The 17,169-nt window shown below is 61.4% G+C and carries 17 protein-coding genes and 1 pseudogene; 10 read left to right on the forward strand and 8 right to left on the reverse strand.

Annotation, left to right across the window (positions count from 1 at the left end; all coding sequences use genetic code 11):
• Window positions 1-118: 118 nt before the first annotated feature.
• Window positions 119-319, forward strand: a complete 201-nt coding sequence (locus RHSP_RS21860) for a hypothetical protein (protein ID WP_037153726.1) — start codon at window positions 119-121, stop codon at window positions 317-319.
• Between the two features lie 180 nt (window positions 320-499).
• The gene (locus RHSP_RS21865) at window positions 500-1,096 is read left to right on the forward strand and encodes a DNA-3-methyladenine glycosylase (RefSeq protein ID WP_004123175.1); all 597 of its coding nucleotides are present in this window, start codon (window positions 500-502) and stop codon (window positions 1,094-1,096) included.
• A gap of 76 nt (window positions 1,097-1,172) precedes the next feature.
• Here RHSP_RS21865 and RHSP_RS21870 read toward each other — a convergent pair whose 3' ends face one another.
• The 4 genes from RHSP_RS21870 to RHSP_RS21885 all read right to left on the reverse strand — a co-directional run bounded on the left by RHSP_RS21870 (window position 1,173) and on the right by RHSP_RS21885 (window position 4,963).
• On the reverse strand, window positions 1,173-2,717 hold the full coding sequence (locus RHSP_RS21870) for a DHA2 family efflux MFS transporter permease subunit (protein ID WP_004123182.1): 1,545 nt from the start codon (window positions 2,715-2,717) through the stop codon (window positions 1,173-1,175).
• Window positions 2,710-3,936, reverse strand: coding sequence for an HlyD family secretion protein (locus tag RHSP_RS21875; protein ID WP_004123184.1), 1,227 nt, complete (start codon window positions 3,934-3,936; stop codon window positions 2,710-2,712). The genes RHSP_RS21870 and RHSP_RS21875 overlap by 8 nt, the downstream gene beginning before the upstream one ends.
• Window positions 3,929-4,393, reverse strand: coding sequence for a MarR family winged helix-turn-helix transcriptional regulator (locus RHSP_RS21880; protein ID WP_004123186.1), 465 nt, complete (start codon window positions 4,391-4,393; stop codon window positions 3,929-3,931). Before RHSP_RS21880 ends, RHSP_RS21875 begins: the two co-directional genes overlap by 8 nt.
• 288 nt (window positions 4,394-4,681) lie before the next feature.
• On the reverse strand, window positions 4,682-4,963 hold the full coding sequence (locus RHSP_RS21885; protein WP_004123188.1) for a hypothetical protein: 282 nt from the start codon (window positions 4,961-4,963) through the stop codon (window positions 4,682-4,684).
• A 181-nt stretch (window positions 4,964-5,144) separates the two neighbouring features.
• Between RHSP_RS21885 and RHSP_RS21890 the strand changes: the two genes are divergently transcribed.
• Genes RHSP_RS21890 through RHSP_RS21910 form a run of 5 tightly spaced genes read left to right on the forward strand, consistent with a single transcriptional unit; the run spans window position 5,145 to window position 10,633 of the window.
• Complete coding sequence (locus RHSP_RS21890; RefSeq protein WP_004123191.1) at window positions 5,145-7,037, forward strand: peptidylprolyl isomerase; 1,893 nt, start codon at window positions 5,145-5,147, stop codon at window positions 7,035-7,037.
• Window positions 7,038-7,062: 25 nt separating this feature from the next.
• The gene (gene trpD, locus RHSP_RS21895; RefSeq protein WP_004123192.1) at window positions 7,063-8,079 is read left to right on the forward strand and encodes an anthranilate phosphoribosyltransferase; all 1,017 of its coding nucleotides are present in this window, start codon (window positions 7,063-7,065) and stop codon (window positions 8,077-8,079) included.
• Window positions 8,080-8,091: 12 nt separating this feature from the next.
• Entirely contained in the window at window positions 8,092-8,907 is an 816-nt protein-coding gene (gene trpC, locus RHSP_RS21900) for an indole-3-glycerol phosphate synthase TrpC (protein ID WP_004123195.1), read from the forward strand.
• A 1-nt stretch (window position 8,908) separates the two neighbouring features.
• Window positions 8,909-9,403: a cyclic pyranopterin monophosphate synthase MoaC gene (gene moaC / locus RHSP_RS21905; protein ID WP_004123198.1), complete on the forward strand. Its 495-nt coding sequence runs from the start codon at window positions 8,909-8,911 to the stop codon at window positions 9,401-9,403.
• A 3-nt stretch (window positions 9,404-9,406) separates the two neighbouring features.
• Window positions 9,407-10,633, forward strand: coding sequence for a molybdopterin molybdotransferase MoeA (locus tag RHSP_RS21910; RefSeq protein WP_037153731.1), 1,227 nt, complete (start codon window positions 9,407-9,409; stop codon window positions 10,631-10,633).
• A 66-nt stretch (window positions 10,634-10,699) separates the two neighbouring features.
• On the opposite strand, the gene gnd is transcribed toward RHSP_RS21910, so the two are convergent.
• Entirely contained in the window at window positions 10,700-11,725 is a 1,026-nt protein-coding gene (gnd, locus tag RHSP_RS21915) for a phosphogluconate dehydrogenase (NAD(+)-dependent, decarboxylating) (RefSeq protein WP_004123204.1), read from the reverse strand.
• Window positions 11,726-11,921: 196 nt separating this feature from the next.
• On the opposite strand from gnd, the pseudogene RHSP_RS33915 reads away from it, so the two are divergent.
• Window positions 11,922-12,080, forward strand: a pseudogene (locus tag RHSP_RS33915) (VOC family protein); the annotation flags it as partial.
• Window positions 12,081-12,098: 18 nt separating this feature from the next.
• Here RHSP_RS33915 and RHSP_RS21920 read toward each other — a convergent pair.
• Complete coding sequence (locus RHSP_RS21920) at window positions 12,099-13,232, reverse strand: citrate synthase (RefSeq protein WP_004123218.1); 1,134 nt, start codon at window positions 13,230-13,232, stop codon at window positions 12,099-12,101.
• A gap of 84 nt (window positions 13,233-13,316) precedes the next feature.
• On the opposite strand from RHSP_RS21920, the gene RHSP_RS21925 reads away from it, so the two are divergent.
• The gene (locus RHSP_RS21925; protein ID WP_037153734.1) at window positions 13,317-14,405 is read left to right on the forward strand and encodes a citrate synthase/methylcitrate synthase; all 1,089 of its coding nucleotides are present in this window, start codon (window positions 13,317-13,319) and stop codon (window positions 14,403-14,405) included.
• 23 nt (window positions 14,406-14,428) lie between these two features.
• Here RHSP_RS21925 and RHSP_RS21930 read toward each other — a convergent pair whose 3' ends face one another.
• Window positions 14,429-15,304 carry a LysR family transcriptional regulator gene (locus tag RHSP_RS21930; RefSeq protein WP_200863288.1) on the reverse strand — a complete coding sequence of 292 codons (876 nt, stop codon included), beginning with the start codon at window positions 15,302-15,304 and terminating at the stop codon, window positions 14,429-14,431.
• Between the two features lie 99 nt (window positions 15,305-15,403).
• Here RHSP_RS21930 and RHSP_RS21935 point away from each other — a divergent pair, with 99 nt between their 5' ends.
• Window positions 15,404-16,003, forward strand: coding sequence for a LysE family translocator (locus tag RHSP_RS21935; protein WP_004123221.1), 600 nt, complete (start codon window positions 15,404-15,406; stop codon window positions 16,001-16,003).
• Between the two features lie 2 nt (window positions 16,004-16,005).
• Here RHSP_RS21935 and RHSP_RS21940 read toward each other — a convergent pair whose 3' ends face one another.
• Window positions 16,006-17,055 (reverse strand): HoxN/HupN/NixA family nickel/cobalt transporter, encoded by a 1,050-nt coding sequence (locus tag RHSP_RS21940; RefSeq protein ID WP_037153740.1) that lies wholly within the window; start codon window positions 17,053-17,055, stop codon window positions 16,006-16,008.
• Window positions 17,056-17,169 lie beyond the last annotated feature (114 nt).

A 17,169-nucleotide genomic window follows, 5' to 3' on the forward strand; every position in this document is an offset into this window, starting at 1 on the left:
AAAGTTGCGCCGCATGCATCGATGGTTTGTCGATCGTCTTGCCTTTCGCGAACTCTTCCGCGAACTTCTCATGCTATGAGTTTTTCAGGACTGGCGTAGGTAGTCTTGGGAGCAGCACATGCATAACGATGAAGATCTAATGGCATCGATCATAACGAGAGCGGCGCGTCTAAAAGAGCGTGGGCTGGGGACAATTAACGTGCTGCATGTAGCACAAGAGCTGCATGCGCTTTTTCCTCATTGCTCCGAAGTTGAGATCAAAGAGAAAATCAAAGAAGTCTTTCGGGCAGAAGGCATTCGCTGCATCGACAAGCTGTAGCCCTACTCCGCGACATGGTGTCCGGCTACCCAAATAGAATCGGGCACATGTCCGGGTGTTGGGAAAATGAAAACCGGGTATCAAGCCATCGCCCACATGCCGCACGAAATATATTCCACGATGCTCTCGCCTGTGCGAGAGATTCGGCATCGATTGCCTGGAAGGACATCGCTCTCGCCTATGACACTCGACGATCAACCCCTGTCGCTCGGTTCCAAGCCCCTCGCTGGCCCCGCCCTCTCTGCCTTCTTCGACCGTGATGCCGTCGCCGTCGCATCCGATCTCATCGGCGGGCGCTTTGCGGTCGCCGGCATTGGCGGACGTATCGTCGAGACGGAGGCCTATCGGCCCGATGATGAGGCTTCCCATGCCTATCGCGGTCCGACGCCGCGCAATGCGGCCATGTTCGGGCCGCCGGGCCACGTCTATGTCTACCGCTCCTACGGCATTCACTGGTGCCTGAATTTCGTCTGCCTGACCGGAAGCGCGGTGCTGATCCGGGCGCTGGAGCCGGAGAGCGGTATCGATGAGATGATCAGGCGGCGCGGCATGGCCGACATCGTCTCGCTGTGCAATGGGCCGGGAAAGCTCTCGCAGGCGCTGGGCATCGATATCGGTTTGAATGGCCTGTCCCTGGATAAGCCGCCTTTCTCATTCTGGCTTTCCGAGCCGGTGGCGATCGTTTCCGGCAAACGCATCGGGATCACCAAGAATATCGATCCGCTGTGGCGGTTCGGCGCCGCGGGCTCGCGCTTCGTCAGCCGCCGCTTTCCCTGATCGGCGAATGAAATGGCCGCCGGGGTGGTGCCCGGCGGCCTTGCTGCCGCACAGTGAAACTGGAAAGACTGCGCGGCTATTCTATCGCGACGCTGTGATCGACCGCCGGGGGCGCCTTTGGTTTGCGCAGAAGCACAAGCAGCGGTATGGCGCAGATCGACATCAGCATCAGCAGTTTGAAGTCATCCATATAGGCGATGATTGTCGCTTGCGTCGTGATCATGCCGTCGAGCGTGGCGCGGCCGATCGCCGTCAGCGGGCTGATGCCCTGGGCGGTAGCCGCTTCGAAATGGCGGTTGAAGGGCGTCACATAGGCGGCGATGTTCGCGTGGTTGACCTGTGTGTTCTCCGTGATCAGCATCGAGACGACCGATATGCCGACGCTCGAGCCGATATTGCGCGAGAGATTGTAGAGGCCGGTGCCCTCGCCGCGCATCTGTGCCGGCAGCGTCGCAAAGGCGATCGTCGTCAGTGGCACGAACAGAAAGCCGAGGCCTGCCCCCTGCACGAAGCCGACGGAGACCAGCGTCCATTGCGAAACATCGGGCGTCCAGCCGGTCATGTCGTACATGGCCCATGCGGTCAAAGCGAGACCGAGGAACAGCAGGAGGCGCGTATCCACCTTGCCGATCAGCCGCCCCACGAGGAACATGCAGAACATGGTGCCGAGACCGCGCGGTCCCATGACGATACCGGCCGTGACGACTGGATAGCCCATCAGCGTCTGCAGATAGGGTGTCATCAGGGCGAGCGAGGCCAGATAGGTCACGCCGACGATAAAGATGAACAGCATGCTGACGGCAAAGTTCTGGTCGAGGAAGAGCCGCGGATTGACGAAACTTCGCTCGGCCGTGAACGTATGCACGATGAAGAGATAGAAGGCGCAGGCGCAGACGAGCGCCTCGATGATGATCTCGCTCGAATAGAACCAGTCGAGCTGCTCGCCGCGATCGAGGAAGAGCTGCAGTGCCGCAATGGCGATCGAGAGCATGCCGAAGCCGAACCAGTCAAGCTTGGCGAGCGCATCCAGCTTGGTCTCCGTCACATAGACGACGATGCCGAAGAAGGCGAGCGCCCCGATCGGGACGTTGATGTAGAACACCCAGCGCCAGCTGATATTGTCGGTCAGCCAGCCGCCGATGACTGGCCCCAGAACGGGGCCGACCATGACAGACACGCCGAACAGCGCCATGGCGCGGCCGCGCTCCTCGACATTGTAGATGTCGAGGAGGATGCCTTGCGACAGCGGCACAAGCGAAGCGCCGAAAAGACCTTGCAGCAGGCGGAAGCCGACGATCTGCGGCAGGGACTGCGAGAGGCCGCAGAGAACGGAAGCGGCGACGAACCCCGCAATTGCCGTCAGCAGCACGCGTTTGCGGCCGAACTTGGCCGAAAGGAAACCGGAAGGCGGCGTCATGATGGCGGCCGCGACGATATAGGACGTCAGAACCCAGTTGATCTGGTCCGCGCTAGCGGAAACATCGCCCTGAATATGCGGCAGGGCGACGTTGGCGATGGTCGTGTCCAGCGCCTGCATGATGACCGAGAGGATGACGCAGGCGGTGATCGCACCGCGATGGGCGATCGGTGCCGATGGCGAAGCGGTGGTGGCGTTACTCATGATCCTGACCGCGGGAATGGCCCAGCAGGCCGGTGACAAAATCCGGCAGGCCACGGGCATGGCCGGTGTCGACATCGGCAACGACGCTCATTCCGACGCGCAGCGGCGGCTTGCCCTGCATATCGTCGATGTTGATGATCATCGGTATGCGCTGCACGACCTTGACCCAGTTGCCGGTGGTATTCTGGGCGGGCAGCAGCGAGAAGCTCGAGCCGGATGCCGGTGCGATGCTGGCCACCGTTCCCTTCCAGGTGACGCCCGGATAGGCATCGACCGAGATCATTACCTTCTGGCCGGTTCGGACATAGGTCAGTTCCGTTTCCTTCGGGCTGGCGGCGATCCACATATGCGTGGTGGAAACCAGCGAGAAGCCCTGCTGCGCAGCCGTCAGATAGGCGCCGACCTGCAGCGAGGGAACATTGGCGGTGACGCCGTCGAAGGGCGCGCGCACGACCGTATCGTCAAGCTCGCGCTGCGCGTTGTCGACGGCGGCCTTGGCCTGCAGATAGAGCGGGTTCTGCTCGACGGGAAGGCTGGCGGAGCTCTCGCCTCCCAATTGTGCAAGCGTCGCCGCCGCCTGGGCCTGCGCGACGGATACCTTCTGCTGCGCGGCCTCCAGATTGTGCTTGGCCTGATCGAAAGCCGCCTTCGAGGCAACCGAGCTGTTGATCAGGTTCTGCTGGCGCTCGAATTCCGTCTGGTAGTACGGAAGATCGGCCTGCGCCTGTGCGATTTCGGCCAGGGATTGCTTGTAGCTCGCCTGCAGGTTCAGGATCTGGTTTCTGGCGTTGCCGAGCTGCGCCTGCGCCCCTTCCAGCGTGATGCGGAAGGAATCGGGCTTCAGGCGGAAAAGCACCTGCCCTTTCTTCACCACCTCGTTCTCGTGGACATCAACCGAAATCACGGTGCCGGAAACATCGGTGGAGACGCCGACCATATCGGCCTGGATATAGGCATTGTCGGTGGACATGATCTGTCCGCCGGTGACGTAGTAGTAGCCACCGACCACAAAGGCGACGGGCAACAGCGCAAAGAGGATGGGCCGTGTCAGTTTACGGCGTTTGCGCGGCGTTTCGGGTGGCGAGACCGAAGCGGCAGCAGCGGTTGCCGCAGCCTGTGGCGTCGGATTGGAGGACGGCGCCTCGGCTACGGGAGCCTGCTGGTGTTCTGAAGAATTTGCGTTTGCGGGTACGCGAAGCGGAGAAGATGCGTCAGCCATGTTGTATCTCTTTATCGACTGCCTTCGAACGGCAGGCGTTAATCAGGTTCGATTTCATAAGGGTAAGCAATTCGTAGAGGCGGTCGCGATCTTCCGCGGAGACGCCGTCTAACGCCTCCTTGCGGGTCTCATCGCCTATGTCGCGCATGGCGTCGATCAGCGGCCGGGCTTCCTCGCGCATATAAAGCAGCCAGCTGCGGCGATCGCTCGGATGCTGCCGGCGCTCCACCAGGCCGCGCTCGCTCAGCTTGTCGAGGATGCGAACCAGCGTGATCGGTTCGATCTCCAGCATCTCGGCCAATCCGGCCTGATGGATGCCTTCATTGTTGGCAAGATAGGCGAGCGTCTGCCATTGCGAACGCGTCAGCCCCAAATCCTTCGCGCGCTGCTCGAACCGCTTGCGAAGAAGGCGGGCAACGTCGTGGAGAACAAAGCCGAGGGTAGGTGTCGAATTCATGTGTGAGAAGCCTGCTATTGATAAGCAACCTTATAATTGTTGCTACATATAGTAAGCATCCATGCGATACAAGAGGTTGGCGATCAACAAATGGCGATAATGGAAGATGCCGCAGGGGTGTCGCAAAGATGCCGCAGTGCGACGCCAGGCCCAAGCGCAGAGGTAGGTTCGGCGGGAATGGCATCCGTGCCGGCAGCTGACGATTGAAAAACTGCGCAACTGAAAAGGCGCGGACGATTGATTCGTCCGCGCCCTTTCGTCCATTCCGCTAGGAATTCTGCGTGAAAGCTAACGCCTGCTCAGCAGGCCGATCAGATAGCCAATGCCGGCTGCGGCGGCGACCATGAAAAGCGGCTCCTCGCGAACTCGTTCGCGCAGCCGCTCCGTGATCTCCTCGGCTTCCTCCGCGACGACGGACTTTGCGCCCAGTCCCACGGCTGCTATGCTCTGCGACAGCTTTGCCAGATCTTCGCGCAACGCGGCAACCTGAGCGGCCAGATCATCCATTGCCGTCTCTGTTTGTGTTCGCGCCGAAGAGGACTGAGCGGAAGCTGATTTCGTCTCGGCCATCGTGTGCTCCTTGTGTTTAGTTGATCAATAAAACGTCATTGCACGCCAAAGGTTCCGGCACTTTTGCGCCTCGCCCGGTGATTTCCCCTCTGGCTCTTCAATTCCGGTTCGGATTGTTCTAAGGAACTCCGATTGTTTCGCCTACGGGTGAAGACTTGATGATGACGAGGTTTGCTTTCCTATGTTCGACGTGCTGAGAAAAATCGCCCAGACCTGGGTTGCCAAGGGTTTGTTGCTTCTTCTTGCGGCAGCTTTCGGCATATGGGGCGTCGAACGTTCACTCATCACCGGCGGTAACAGCAATACCGTGGTGACTGTCGGCGATCAGCACATCGATATCAATGAATTCCGCCTTGCCTATCGCCGCCAGATTCAGGCGATCAGCCAGCAGTTGCGCATGCAGATCACGCCGGACCAGGCGCGCGCCTTCGGCATCGGTCAGCAGACCGTCGCACAGCTCGTCGCCGGCGCTTCGCTCGATCAGCTCGCCGCCGACATGAACCTGGGCCTCTCCCAGGATCGTCTGGCCAAGCTCATCGGCGACGATCCGGCCTTCAAGGCGGCGAACGGCGCCTTCGACCGCCAGAAATTCGAGATGCTGCTCCGCAACAGCAACATCACCCCGGACGATTACATCAAGGAGCGCAGCAAGGTTGCGATCCGCAGCCAGATCGTCGAAGCGGTGTCGAACGGTTTCGTCGCGCCGAAGGTTCTGGTCGATGCGGTCAAGCAGTATCACGTCGAAAGCCGCAGCATCGATTACCTGCTGCTCACCAACGCCAACATCGATCCGGTCAAGGCTCCGGCCGACGACGTGCTGTCGAAGTGGTTTGATGGCGTCAAGTCCAAGTATCGCGCTCCGGAATACAGGAAGTTCGCCTATGTGAAGCTGCAGGCCGAGGATCTTACCGATCCGGCGAGCGTTTCGGACGACGAGCTGCGCGCCCAGTACGACAAGCGCAAGGACAGCTTCAAGACGCCGGCAACGCGGACGATCGAACAGCTGACCTTCGCCAACAAGGATCTTGCCAATGCGGCCGCTGATGCGCTGAAGACCGGCACGACCTTCGACCAGCTCGTTTCCGATCAGGGCAAGAAGCCTTCCGACGTGCTGCTCGGCACCTTCTCCAAGGATCAGGTCCCGGACAAGACGATCGCCGAAGCCGCCTTCACCGTCGCCAAGGATGGCGGCACGACGCCTGTCGTCGACGGCTCGTTCGGCCCGGTCATTCTGCGCGTGACCAATGTGAAGAACGAGACGGCGAAGAACTTCGACGACGTGAAGGAAGATATTCGCAAGCAGATCGCCCTCGCCAACGCCGCCAACGAAATCACCAGCGTTCACGACAAGTTCGAGGATCTGCGCGGCTCCGGCGTCTCGCTGCAGGAAGCAGCGTCCCAGCTCAAGCTGAAATTCGTCGCGGTCGACTCAATCGATGCGACCGGCCTCGATAAGAACGGCAACGACGTCAAGGATCTGCCGGTTCGCCAGCAGCTGCTGGCGGAGGTCTTCAAGGCCGATCAAGGCGGCAACCCGGCGCCGCTGACTGTCGGCAATGACGGCTATGTCTGGTACGACATACTGAACGTGACGCCGGATCATGATCGCACGCTCGCAGACGTCCGTGAAAAGGCCGTTGCCGACTGGACGGCCGCGCAGCAGAAGATCGCGCTTGCCGCCAAGGCAGCAGAGTTGAAGCAGGAGGCGCAGAAGGGCAAGTCGCTTGCCGATATCGCCACCCCGCTCGGCATCGCCGTCGAAAACAAGGCCAACATCGTGCGCTCGACGGACGATCCGGTTCTCGGCCGCGGTGGGATAGCCGCAGCCTTCTCCGGCCCTGTCGATACGGCCGCCAGCGCCGTGGGTGCGGATGACACGACGCAGATCCTGCTGAAGGTTACCGGCGTCAACGACAACCCGACCACGGATGCCCTGAGCAACGACGATCAGCAGGTGGCCCAGATCGCCAATGCCGCCGGCGACGACATCCTCGACCAGATGGTCGGCCAGCTGCAATCCAAATACGCCGTCACGGTCAACCAGAGCCTCGCCGAACAGGCGATGTCTCGCTAGACCCGATCGGGAGGATGGATAGTCAATGAGCGAATTGAAACCTTTCCTCGCCAAGGTCGCCAATCGCGAGGCGTTGACGCGGGATGAATCCCGACAGGCATTCGAAATCCTGATGTCGGGCGAAGCGACGCCGTCGCAGATCGGCGCTTTCCTTATGGCGCTGCGCGTGCGCGGCGAGACGGTCGACGAGATCGTTGGCGCCGTCACTACGATGCGCGCCAAGATGCTGCCGGTGGAAGCACCGGCGGATGCGATCGACATCGTCGGCACGGGCGGCGATGGCGTCGGCACGTATAACATCTCGACGTTGGCGGCATTCATCGTTGCCGGCGCCGGCGTGCCGGTTGCCAAGCACGGCAACCGCGCCCAGAGCTCCAAGGCCGGCACTGCCGACACGCAGTCCGTTTTGGGCATCAAGCTCGATATCGGGCCTGATGTGATTTCCCGCTGCATTCGTGAGGCCGGCATCGGCTTCATGTTCGCGCAATTGCACCATTCGTCGATGCGCCATGTCGGCCCGTCGCGGGTGGAGCTCGGGACGCGCACGATCTTCAACCTGCTGGGACCTTTGTCGAATCCGGCCGGCGCCCGCCGTCAGCTGCTCGGCGTCTTCGCGCCGCAATGGGTCGTTCCGCTCGCGGAAGTGCTGAGAGACCTGAATGCCGAAAGCGTCTGGGTCGTGCACGGCAACGGTCTCGACGAGATCACCACGACCGGCACGACTTCGGTTGCCGCGCTCGAGAACGGCAAGATCCGCACCTTTGAGCTGACGCCATCAGATTTCGGTCTGCCTCATGCGGATCTGGCCGACCTCAAGGGCGGCGATGGCGTTGCCAATGCGGCCGCGCTCCGCGATGTGCTGGGTGGTGCGAAAAACGCCTATCGCGACATTGCCCTTGCCAATGCCGCCGCATCGCTTGTCATTGCCGGAAAGGCGGAAACGCTTCATGATGGCATGAAGCTCGCGACCCAGTCGCTCGACAGCGGCGCGACGGCCGTCGCATTGGAAAAGCTGATCGCTGTCTCCAACGACGAAGAATAGGTTCAGGACGTCATGACCGATATCCTTCGCAAGATCGAAGCTTACAAGCGCGAGGAAATTGCCGCGGCCAAGGCCAAGGTTTCGCTCGCTGATCTCAAGGCGATGCAGGCGGATCAATCCGCGCCGCGCGGCTTTCACAAGTCGCTTCTCACCAAGCAGAGTGCAGGCATTTTCGGTCTGATTGCCGAAATCAAGAAGGCAAGCCCGTCAAAGGGGCTGATCCGCCCCGATTTCGACCCGCCTGCCCTGGCCAAGGCTTATGAGGCCGGCGGTGCGGCCTGCCTTTCGGTGCTGACGGATACGCCGAGCTTCCAGGGCGCTCCCGAATTCCTGACGGCTGCCCGCGCAGCCTGCTCCTTGCCGGCGCTGCGCAAGGATTTCATGTTCGACACCTATCAGGTACAGGAAGCCCGCGCCTGGGGTGCCGACTGCATCCTGCTGATCATGGCGTCTCTTTCCGATGACGATGCGCAACGCCTGCAGGACGAAGCCTTCGGCCTCGGCATGGACGTGCTGGTCGAAGTGCACGATGCGGAAGAGATGGAACGGGCCTTGAAGCTGTCTTCTCCGCTGATCGGCATCAACAACCGCAATCTCCGCACTTTCGAAGTCAGTCTCACGATCAGCGAGGCCTTGTCGCCCATGGTGCCGAAGGGCCGCCTGCTGGTCGGCGAAAGCGGCGTCTTCACTCACGAAGATTGCAAGCGTCTCGAAGCCGCCGGCATCACCACCTTCCTCGTCGGCGAAAGCCTGATGCGCAGGGATGACGTGACGGCGGCGACGCGGCTGTTGCTGAACGGCGAAGCCGGCATTCTGGCGGCCGAGTAACATGACAACGACGAAGGCCGGCCTCACGCATATCGACGCTTCGGGCGAGGCGCATATGGTCGATGTCGGCGACAAGGCCGAAACGGCGCGCAGTGCCACCGCCACAGGCTATGTCAAGATGAAGCCGGAGACATTGGCGCTGATCCGCGAAGGCAACGCCAAGAAGGGCGACGTCATCGGCACGGCGCGGCTTGCCGGCATCATGGCTGCGAAGCAGACGAGCAATCTCATCCCGCTATGCCATCCGTTGATGCTGACCAAGGTTGTCGTCGATATCGAAGAGGATTCCGCCCTGCCTGGCCTGCGCGTAAAGGCGACGGCCAAGCTGACCGGTCGCACCGGCGTCGAGATGGAGGCGCTGACGGCAGTTTCCGTTGCCTGCCTGACGATCTACGACATGGCAAAGGCCGCCGATCGCGGTATGGAAATCGGCGGCATCACTCTATTGGAGAAATCCGGCGGCAAATCGGGAGATTTCCGCCATCCGGGGGCCTGATCCATGAGCCTATTGCCCGTCGCCGAAGCACAAGCGCGCCTGCTTGATAGTGCTGCGCCCATTCATCGCTTTGAAAGCGTTTCGCTCGATATGGCCGAGGGCCGGGTCCTGGCCAGGGATTTGACGGCCCGCCTCACGCAACCGCCCTTCGACGCCTCGGCGATGGACGGCTATGCGCTGCGCTTCGAGGACGCGGCGACGCCGGGTTCTGAATTGCAGGTTATCGGCGCCTCCGCCGCCGGCCATGCCTTTGAGGGAACCGTGGGCAAGGGCGAGACGGTCCGCATCTTCACCGGCGCACCCGTTCCCGCGGGTGCCGATTCGGTGCTCCTGCAGGAAGACACCGGGCGACTCGACGGCGATCGCATTCGCACCTCCTATCCCTTGCGCAAGGGACAGCACATCCGTCCGCAAGGCCAGGATTTCCTCGAAGGCGAAACCGTGCTTCCCCTCGGCACCGTCATGGATTTCTCGCGGCTTACCGTTGCCGCAGCGATGAACCATCCAACCCTGGATGTCTACCGCCGGCCGCTCGTGGCTATTCTGGCGACCGGTGACGAGCTTGTGGCGCCGGGCAGCGAACCGGGGCCATCGCAGATCATTGCATCGAACACCTTCGGCATCGCAGCGCTCGCACGCAGCGCCGGAGCTCACGTCCTCGATCTCGGCATCGTCGCCGACGACAGCGATGCGATCACCGCTGCCGTCGGCCGTGCGCAGGTGGCGAAGGCAGATGTCATCGTCACGCTGGGCGGCGCCTCGGTCGGCGATCACGATCTGGTGCAGGCGACCATGGTTGCCGCCGGTATGCAGCTGGATTTCTGGCGTATCGCCATGCGTCCCGGCAAGCCGCTGATGGTCGGCAGCCTCGGCGACATGCATGTGCTTGGCCTTCCCGGCAATCCCGTTTCCAGCCTCGTTTGCGGCCTGCTCTTTCTCGAACCACTGATAAGAAAGCTCGCCTCGCTGCCGCCGATCAAGCGCGAGGGCGCTGCACGCACTGCCGTGGCTTTTGCCGCGAACGATCAGCGGCAGGATTATGTGCGCGCGACGCTGACGAAGGCCGATGATGGCAGCTGGCTCGCCGAGCCCTTCTCCAAACAGGATTCGTCGATGATGAAGGTCTTTTCGCGTGCCGATTGCCTGCTTGTCCGCCCGCCGCATGCGCCCGAGCTTGAGGTTGGTTCGCCCTCGCAGGTCATCTTCCTGCGGCCCGACCTGCTGGGCTAAGCCGGGCAAGCAAAAGCCGGGAGGTCTGACCCACCCGGCTCATATTTCTTCCGATCGATAGACCGATTACTTGACTGGCTTCTCGTGATGGCCGCCGAAGCCGGCGCGCATGGCAGAGAGAACCTTGTTCGCATAGTCGTCGTTACCGCGCGAGGCGAAACGGCCGTAAAGCGCGGCACTCAGCACCGGTGTCGGAACGCCTTCGTCGATCGCAGCCGAGATGGTCCAGCGGCCCTCGCCCGAGTCGGAAACGCGGCCGGCATATTGCGAAAGCGCTGCATCGCCATGCAGCGCGTCGGCGGTGAGGTCGAGCAGCCAGGAGGTGATCACGCTGCCGCGGCGCCAGACTTCGGAGATTTCAGCAATATCGAGATCATACTGATAATATTGCGGATGCGAGAGCGGCGCGGTTTCGGCGTCTTTCTCGGCGTCCTGCTTGCCGATATTGGCGTGGCGCAGAACGTTCAGGCCTTCGGCATAGGCGGCCATCAGGCCGTATTCGATGCCGTTATGGACCATCTTGACGAAATGGCCGGCGCCCGACGGGCCGCAATGCAGGTAGCCCTGCTCTGCCGTGCTGTTCCTGGCGGCTTCTTCCGAGCGCATCGCCGACGGAGCGACGTCACCGATGCCGGGAGCAAGCGTTGCGAAGATCGGAGAGAGATGCTGGACAGTTTCCTTCTCGCCGCCGATCATGAGGCAATAGCCGCGCTCGAGGCCGAAAACGCCGCCGCTGGTGCCGACGTCGACATAGTGGATGCCCTTCGGCTTCAGCTCTTCGGCACGGCGGATGTCGTCGTGATAATAGGAGTTGCCGCCGTCGATGACGATGTCGCCTGCTTCCAGAAGCGGAACGATCGCCGCCAGTTCCTGATCGACGATGGCGGCCGGCAGCATCATCCAGACGACGCGCGGCTTCGCGAGCTTCGACACGAAATCTGCGAGAGACTTGCTGCCGGTGGCGCCGAGCTGCTCGAGCCCAGCGACGCTTTCCGGACGCGCATCGAAAACAACCGCGCTATGACCGCCTCTCATGAGGCGCTGCACCATGTTGTTGCCCATACGGCCAAGGCCAATCATTCCGATTTGCATATGTCAGTCTCCTAGGACGGTTTTAATCGTTTGAATATTCAATAGAGATATTTCGCAGCATTTTCCAATGAACAAATGACGGGCGAGCTATGCACAAGCCAAGCAGCGTCGAAAAATTGCGCATTCACGCATCTGTGATGACGCCGACAAAAACTGCCCGCCTTTGCCAGGATCGCGCTTTGCCGCTCTCGGGGAAAGCGTCGATGAATTCCATCGAGTCGCGATCCTGACCGGCGGCACCTATGCCGGCGCTCCCGGTCTTCGTCCACATTACCACCCGAACTACTACGGCGCCTTCATTCTCGATCCGGACGGCCACAATATCGAAGCCGTTTGTCACCTTTCGGTGATGTGAGCAGAGTGCGCTGCCTTTTCACTGCACCGGCGGACCGACATAGCGAGCACGTGGGCGAATGAGCCTGCCGCTGGTCGCCTGTTCCATGGCATGCGCAAGCCAGCCCACCGTGCGCGCCAGCGCGAAGATGATCAGCGGTGCTTCTTCCGGCAGATGATAGGCATGGGTCATTGCCGTCAAAGCGAAGTCAACATTGACGCGTTCCCCGACCAGTTGCTCGCCGACATCGCGAACCCTGGCAAAGAGCGGAGGCAGCGTGAAGCAGCCGAGCAACGCCTCGCCGCGAATATCGGCGTCCGGGTAGAGCTGGTGACCGAAGGCCGGCAATGGCCGCCCTTCCGCCAGATAGCTGCGGACCGCCTCATCCACCCCGATCGCGGCAGCCCGGGCAATCAGCGAGCGCACGCTCTGCCATGCGCCGCCATGCAGCGGACCCGTTAGCGTGGAAAGGCCGGACAAGGTGGCCGCCGACAATGTTGCCCCTGCCGATGCCGTAATCCGTGCGGTAAAGGTCGAGGCATTCAGCTCGTGATCGGCAAGCAATACAAGACTGCGGCGTATGACGTCGCCAGCGTCGGGACGATTCCAGGCAGCGGCAAGACGTTGATGCAGCGGCTGGTTCCACGCGCCTGGAGCTAAGGCTTCAGCCACCGCACTGAGCACGCTTTCGGCCTCATTCTGCAAGGCTGGAAGCGAGCGTCCGAGTGATGGCAGGTCGTTTGCTATGCGCGCCGCAAGCCCCGAGAACGCAGCATTCAAGGATGGAGGTCTTTGCCGCGCTTCGCTTTGCTCGAACCGTAGCGGCCGCTTCATGTCCCAGAGCAGCAGCGCGACATCTTCGAGCGCAGCGTTTTCTGCGAGCATTGCCGCATCCCTGCCGCGATAGAAAAGCCTGCCGTTCGAAACCGTCGATAGCGCCGACGGCAATACGGGATCACCCCATTGAATGGCTTCGGCGGCCACTGCCTCGGTCTTGCGCCGGCCGGAATGACGGGCGGCCAGTCGTTTCACGTCCTCGGCAAAATAAAGGCTGCGTCGCGTATCCGCTGGATCGGCCTTGGCGCGAATGCGCCCGCGGCTGACATTGGCATAGAGCGTCTGTGATTTCGTTCCCAGCAGGTCGAGCGCCTGCTCCGCCGTCAGCCAGCTCATAGCCCCTCATATTGATCAATTACATCAAGATTGACGTCAATAGAAACAGCCACGATCTATTCGTAGAGTCAAAGGAGAACAATGATGAAAAGTGGTCTTGAAGATGTCATCGCTGCAGAAACCAAGCTGTCCGATGTCGATGGCGCTGCCGGCCGTCTGATTATCCGCGGCGTGTCGCTGGATGATCTGGTCGCGACCAGCCGCTTCGAGGATGTCGCCGCACTGCTGCTTGATGGCCTGTTCGACGAGCATATCGATGCAGCCTCCATCCGCAAGCAGCTCGGTATGGCCCGCGCAGCACTCTTTGCGCATGTGGAAACTGCCGATGCCGCTCTGCTCGCTCTGCCGCCGGTGGATGCCGTGCGTGCCTTGCTGGCACGCGTTGCAGACGGTGAGGATTTTGCCACGGCGATCCGCCTGATGGCGGCACCTGCCGTCTTCCTGCCGGCCGTGTTGCGCTTGCAGAAGGGCGAAGCGCCGATCAGGCCGGATGCGTCGCTCTCGCAATCGGCTGACATCCTGCGCATGCTGACGGGCCGCGTGCCGACGGCCGAGCAGACAGCAGGGCTCGACGCCTATCTGGTGACAATTTCCGATCATGGCCTCAACGCATCGACATTCGCCTCACGCGTCATCGCCTCGACCCATGCCGGCCTGACATCCTCCGTCCTTGCGGCAATCAGTGCGCTCAAAGGCCCCCTGCACGGCGGCGCTCCCGGCCCGGTCCTCGATATGCTCGATGGTGTCGGCAAGCCTGAAAATGCGCGCGCATGGCTGTCGCAGGCGCTCGATCACGGCGAGCGGCTGATGGGCTTCGGCCATCGTATCTATCGCGTCCGCGATCCGCGCGCCGATGCCCTGAAGACGGCGTTGAAGCCGATCTTTGCCAGCGGACAGGCGGATGCCGGGCGCATCGCCTTGGCGGAAGCGATCGAGGCGGCAGCACTGGCCTTGTTGAAGGAGCGCAAGCCGGATCGGCCCTTGGACGTCAATGTCGAATATTACACCGCGCTGCTGCTCGACGCCCTCGGCTTCCCGCGCAACTCTTTTACCGGCGTCTTCGCGATCGGCCGCACGGTTGGCTGGATCGCCCATGCACGCGAGCAGACGCTCGACGGGCGCCTGATCCGCCCGCAGTCGCGCTATGTCGGCCCGCTACCGAACGCGGCATAGGCAGGTTTCTCAACTGAGGGAACTCAAGCGGCCGCGGACTGGCGCGGCCGTGTCATCCCCTCGCGGATGTAGCGGGCAAGTTCCAGCGCCTGCGGCGTTGCATAGGCTTTCGGCAAATGCAGGTTGATCGCAAAGACCGGCAGTTCGGGCAGGCCATGCTCGACGGTGAGGATATCGAGATCGGCCGGCACGGTGGAGGCGAGCCAGGCGGTGATGGCCAGGTCCGTGCGTACCGTCGCCGTGGTTGCCTCGATATTGCCGTTCTCGAAGACCGTCCGCCAGCGCAGCCCGTCCTTGCTGAGTGCCGCAAAGACCGATGCGCGGAAGGCACAGGTATCGGTCACCATCGAGATCGGCAGCGGCACCTTGCGATGAGCGTTGCCTGCCTTGGCGCCAACCCAGACAAGCCGCTCGACGGCAAGGCATTCGCCCTGCGAAACACCATACGGTTCCTCGACGACGCAAAGGTCGATGGTGCCCTTCCCCAGCTCTTCCAGCAACTCGGGAGACGAGGCGCAAACCAGCGAAATCTCCACCTGCGGATGACGCCCGGCGTAGGATTTCAGCACGGGCGCCAGCGTTGCTCCGACGAGATCGTAGGGAACGCCAAGCCGAACGCTGCCGCGAACGGTCCTTTCCGTCATGTCGTTCCAGATCTCGTCATTCAAGACCAGCAGGCGGCGAGCATTGCCGAGCAGCCGTTCGCCTGCCTCGGTCAATCGCAATCCGCGTTTGTCGCGCTCGAACAGAGCACAGCCGAGCATGTCTTCCAGCCGCTTGATCTGCTGGCTGATGGCGCCTTGGGTCATATGCAGCATATTGGCGGCAATCGTCATGCTGCCCTGGTCGGCAACGGCGACGAAGGTTCTGATGAGGGCAATGTCGAAGTTTCGGATCATGCCGGCATTATAATTGCTAATGCCGCAATCCTTCAATATTCGATTTCATGATGCAAAAGTGCCGTCTATGCCTTTTCTCGATATGGAGAAAAGCTGGATATGACGATCGAATCCCTGCTGCCGCTGATCCTCTTCGCGCTCGTTTCCACCATAACGCCGGGCGGTGCGACGACACTCGCGACCGCGTCCGGTGCACATTTCGGATTCCGTCGCTCGATACCCGTCATGGGCGGTTTTGCTTTTGGCTTGGGCTCCATGGCCTGTGCTGCCGCTGCTGGGCTCGGCGGCGTCTTGATGGCGCTGCCGATGTTGCAGATCGCCATGAAGACGTTGGGTTCCCTCTATCTGATCTGCCTCGCCGTTCGGATCGGCAGAAGCGGCCAGCCGCGCGCGGCCGGGCAAATGGCGCGGCCGACAGGCTTCCTCGCCGGCGTCTGGATGCTTTGGCACAATCCCAAGGGCTGGGCCATGACGATGGGCGCCGCAGCGTCCTTCGCGGCACTCGCGAACAGCCCGCTGACGCTCGCGATGCTACTGGGTCTGACCTTCTGTGTGATGGCGGCGTTCTCGCTGACATTATGGTGCGCTCTGGGCCAGCTGTTTGCCCGAACGCTGAACGCGCCGCGGCAATGGCGCGTCCTCAATATCGTGCTCGCCTGCCTTCTCGTGGCCTCGATCATCCCGATGTGGCTAGATTGACGTCAGGAATGATTGATCTGTAGGGTGTCATACCCCTTAGCCTTGTAGAGCACGGTCGAGATCAGCCAGCTCAGCAGGAAAATACCGACGACGGCGAAGCCGAAATTGGCGAGATTGTCGTTCATTTCGCCGATGAAGCTCCAGAAGCTGCCTTGAAGGCCGAGCTTGTCGGAAATCAGCCCAAGCACCTCGATGCCGCCGATAAAGATGGCAACCAAGACCGAAGCGGCCGTGATCGTCAGATTGTACCAGAGCTTGCGTACCGGCTTGACGAAGGCCCAGCCATAGGCGCCCGTCATCAGCGTGCTGTCGAGCGTATCCATCAATGACATGCCGGCGGTGAAAAGCGCCGGGAAGACGAGGATGGTCCAGAAGGACATGCCCTGCGCGGCTTGAGCGGCGGAGATGCCGAGCAGCCCGATTTCGGTTGCGGTGTCGAAGCCGAGGCCGAAGAGAAAGCCGATCGGATACATGTGCCAGGAGCGCGTCACGACCTTGAACATGGGGCGGAAGATACGCGCCAGAAAGCCTCCGCCGGCAAAAAGGGCATCGAGATCCTCATCGGCGATCCTCTCCCCTCGCTGCGCCCGCTTGAAGGCGGACCATACGCCCTTGAGAACAAAAAGATTGGCGATACCGATTAGCAGCAGGAACGCCGCCGATACCGTCGTCCCGATGACGCCGCCGATATCGTGGAAGGAATCGAGCTGGTTCTGCATGGCGGCGGCGGTCGCCACAATCAGGATCGAGGCGATCACGACGATCGAGGAATGGCCGAGCGAAAAGAAGAGGCCGACAGCATAGGGCTGCTTCTTTTCCTGGATGAGCTTGCGCACGACATTGTCGATCGCGGCGATATGATCGGCATCGAAGGCGTGGCGAAGGCCGAACATATAGGCAAGCATCGCAATACCCAGCAGCGATGGCCGGTCGGCGAAGGTAACCCAGGCCCAGATCCATGCGGCAACATTGAATGCGATCAGCAGCGTGAACGTGATGACGATCTTGGCCCTCGGCCTCTCCGCGCAATCGTCGAACGGATTGAGGATCATACTTTTGTTCCCATTATGCTTACTCGCAGAGTGGCACGGAAACGGAAGCAGCGCGACAGTCAAACAACGTAGATGCGGAAGCTTTCGCAGATCGCTCGAATGGACAGACCCGGG

This window comes from Rhizobium freirei PRF 81, from assembly GCF_000359745.1.
Lineage (GTDB): Bacteria > Pseudomonadota > Alphaproteobacteria > Rhizobiales > Rhizobiaceae > Rhizobium > Rhizobium freirei.

Bases quoted from the DNA above. Each gene is read 5' to 3' on its own strand.
- RHSP_RS21860 (WP_037153726.1), top strand. From the start codon at position 119: ATGCATAACGATGAAGATCTAATGGCATCGATCATAACGAGAGCGGCG.
- RHSP_RS21865 (WP_004123175.1), top strand. From the start codon at position 500: ATGACACTCGACGATCAACCCCTGTCGCTCGGTTCCAAGCCCCTCGCT.
- RHSP_RS21870 (WP_004123182.1), bottom strand. From the start codon at position 2,717: ATGAGTAACGCCACCACCGCTTCGCCATCGGCACCGATCGCCCATCGC.
- RHSP_RS21875 (WP_004123184.1), bottom strand. From the start codon at position 3,936: ATGGCTGACGCATCTTCTCCGCTTCGCGTACCCGCAAACGCAAATTCT.
- RHSP_RS21880 (WP_004123186.1), bottom strand. From the start codon at position 4,393: ATGAATTCGACACCTACCCTCGGCTTTGTTCTCCACGACGTTGCCCGC.
- RHSP_RS21885 (WP_004123188.1), bottom strand. From the start codon at position 4,963: ATGGCCGAGACGAAATCAGCTTCCGCTCAGTCCTCTTCGGCGCGAACA.
- RHSP_RS21890 (WP_004123191.1), top strand. From the start codon at position 5,145: ATGTTCGACGTGCTGAGAAAAATCGCCCAGACCTGGGTTGCCAAGGGT.
- trpD (WP_004123192.1), top strand. From the start codon at position 7,063: ATGAGCGAATTGAAACCTTTCCTCGCCAAGGTCGCCAATCGCGAGGCG.
- trpC (WP_004123195.1), top strand. From the start codon at position 8,092: ATGACCGATATCCTTCGCAAGATCGAAGCTTACAAGCGCGAGGAAATT.
- moaC (WP_004123198.1), top strand. From the start codon at position 8,909: ATGACAACGACGAAGGCCGGCCTCACGCATATCGACGCTTCGGGCGAG.
- RHSP_RS21910 (WP_037153731.1), top strand. From the start codon at position 9,407: ATGAGCCTATTGCCCGTCGCCGAAGCACAAGCGCGCCTGCTTGATAGT.
- gnd (WP_004123204.1), bottom strand. From the start codon at position 11,725: ATGCAAATCGGAATGATTGGCCTTGGCCGTATGGGCAACAACATGGTG.
- RHSP_RS21920 (WP_004123218.1), bottom strand. From the start codon at position 13,232: ATGAGCTGGCTGACGGCGGAGCAGGCGCTCGACCTGCTGGGAACGAAA.
- RHSP_RS21925 (WP_037153734.1), top strand. From the start codon at position 13,317: ATGAAAAGTGGTCTTGAAGATGTCATCGCTGCAGAAACCAAGCTGTCC.
- RHSP_RS21930 (WP_200863288.1), bottom strand. From the start codon at position 15,304: ATGATCCGAAACTTCGACATTGCCCTCATCAGAACCTTCGTCGCCGTT.
- RHSP_RS21935 (WP_004123221.1), top strand. From the start codon at position 15,404: ATGACGATCGAATCCCTGCTGCCGCTGATCCTCTTCGCGCTCGTTTCC.
- RHSP_RS21940 (WP_037153740.1), bottom strand. From the start codon at position 17,055: ATGATCCTCAATCCGTTCGACGATTGCGCGGAGAGGCCGAGGGCCAAG.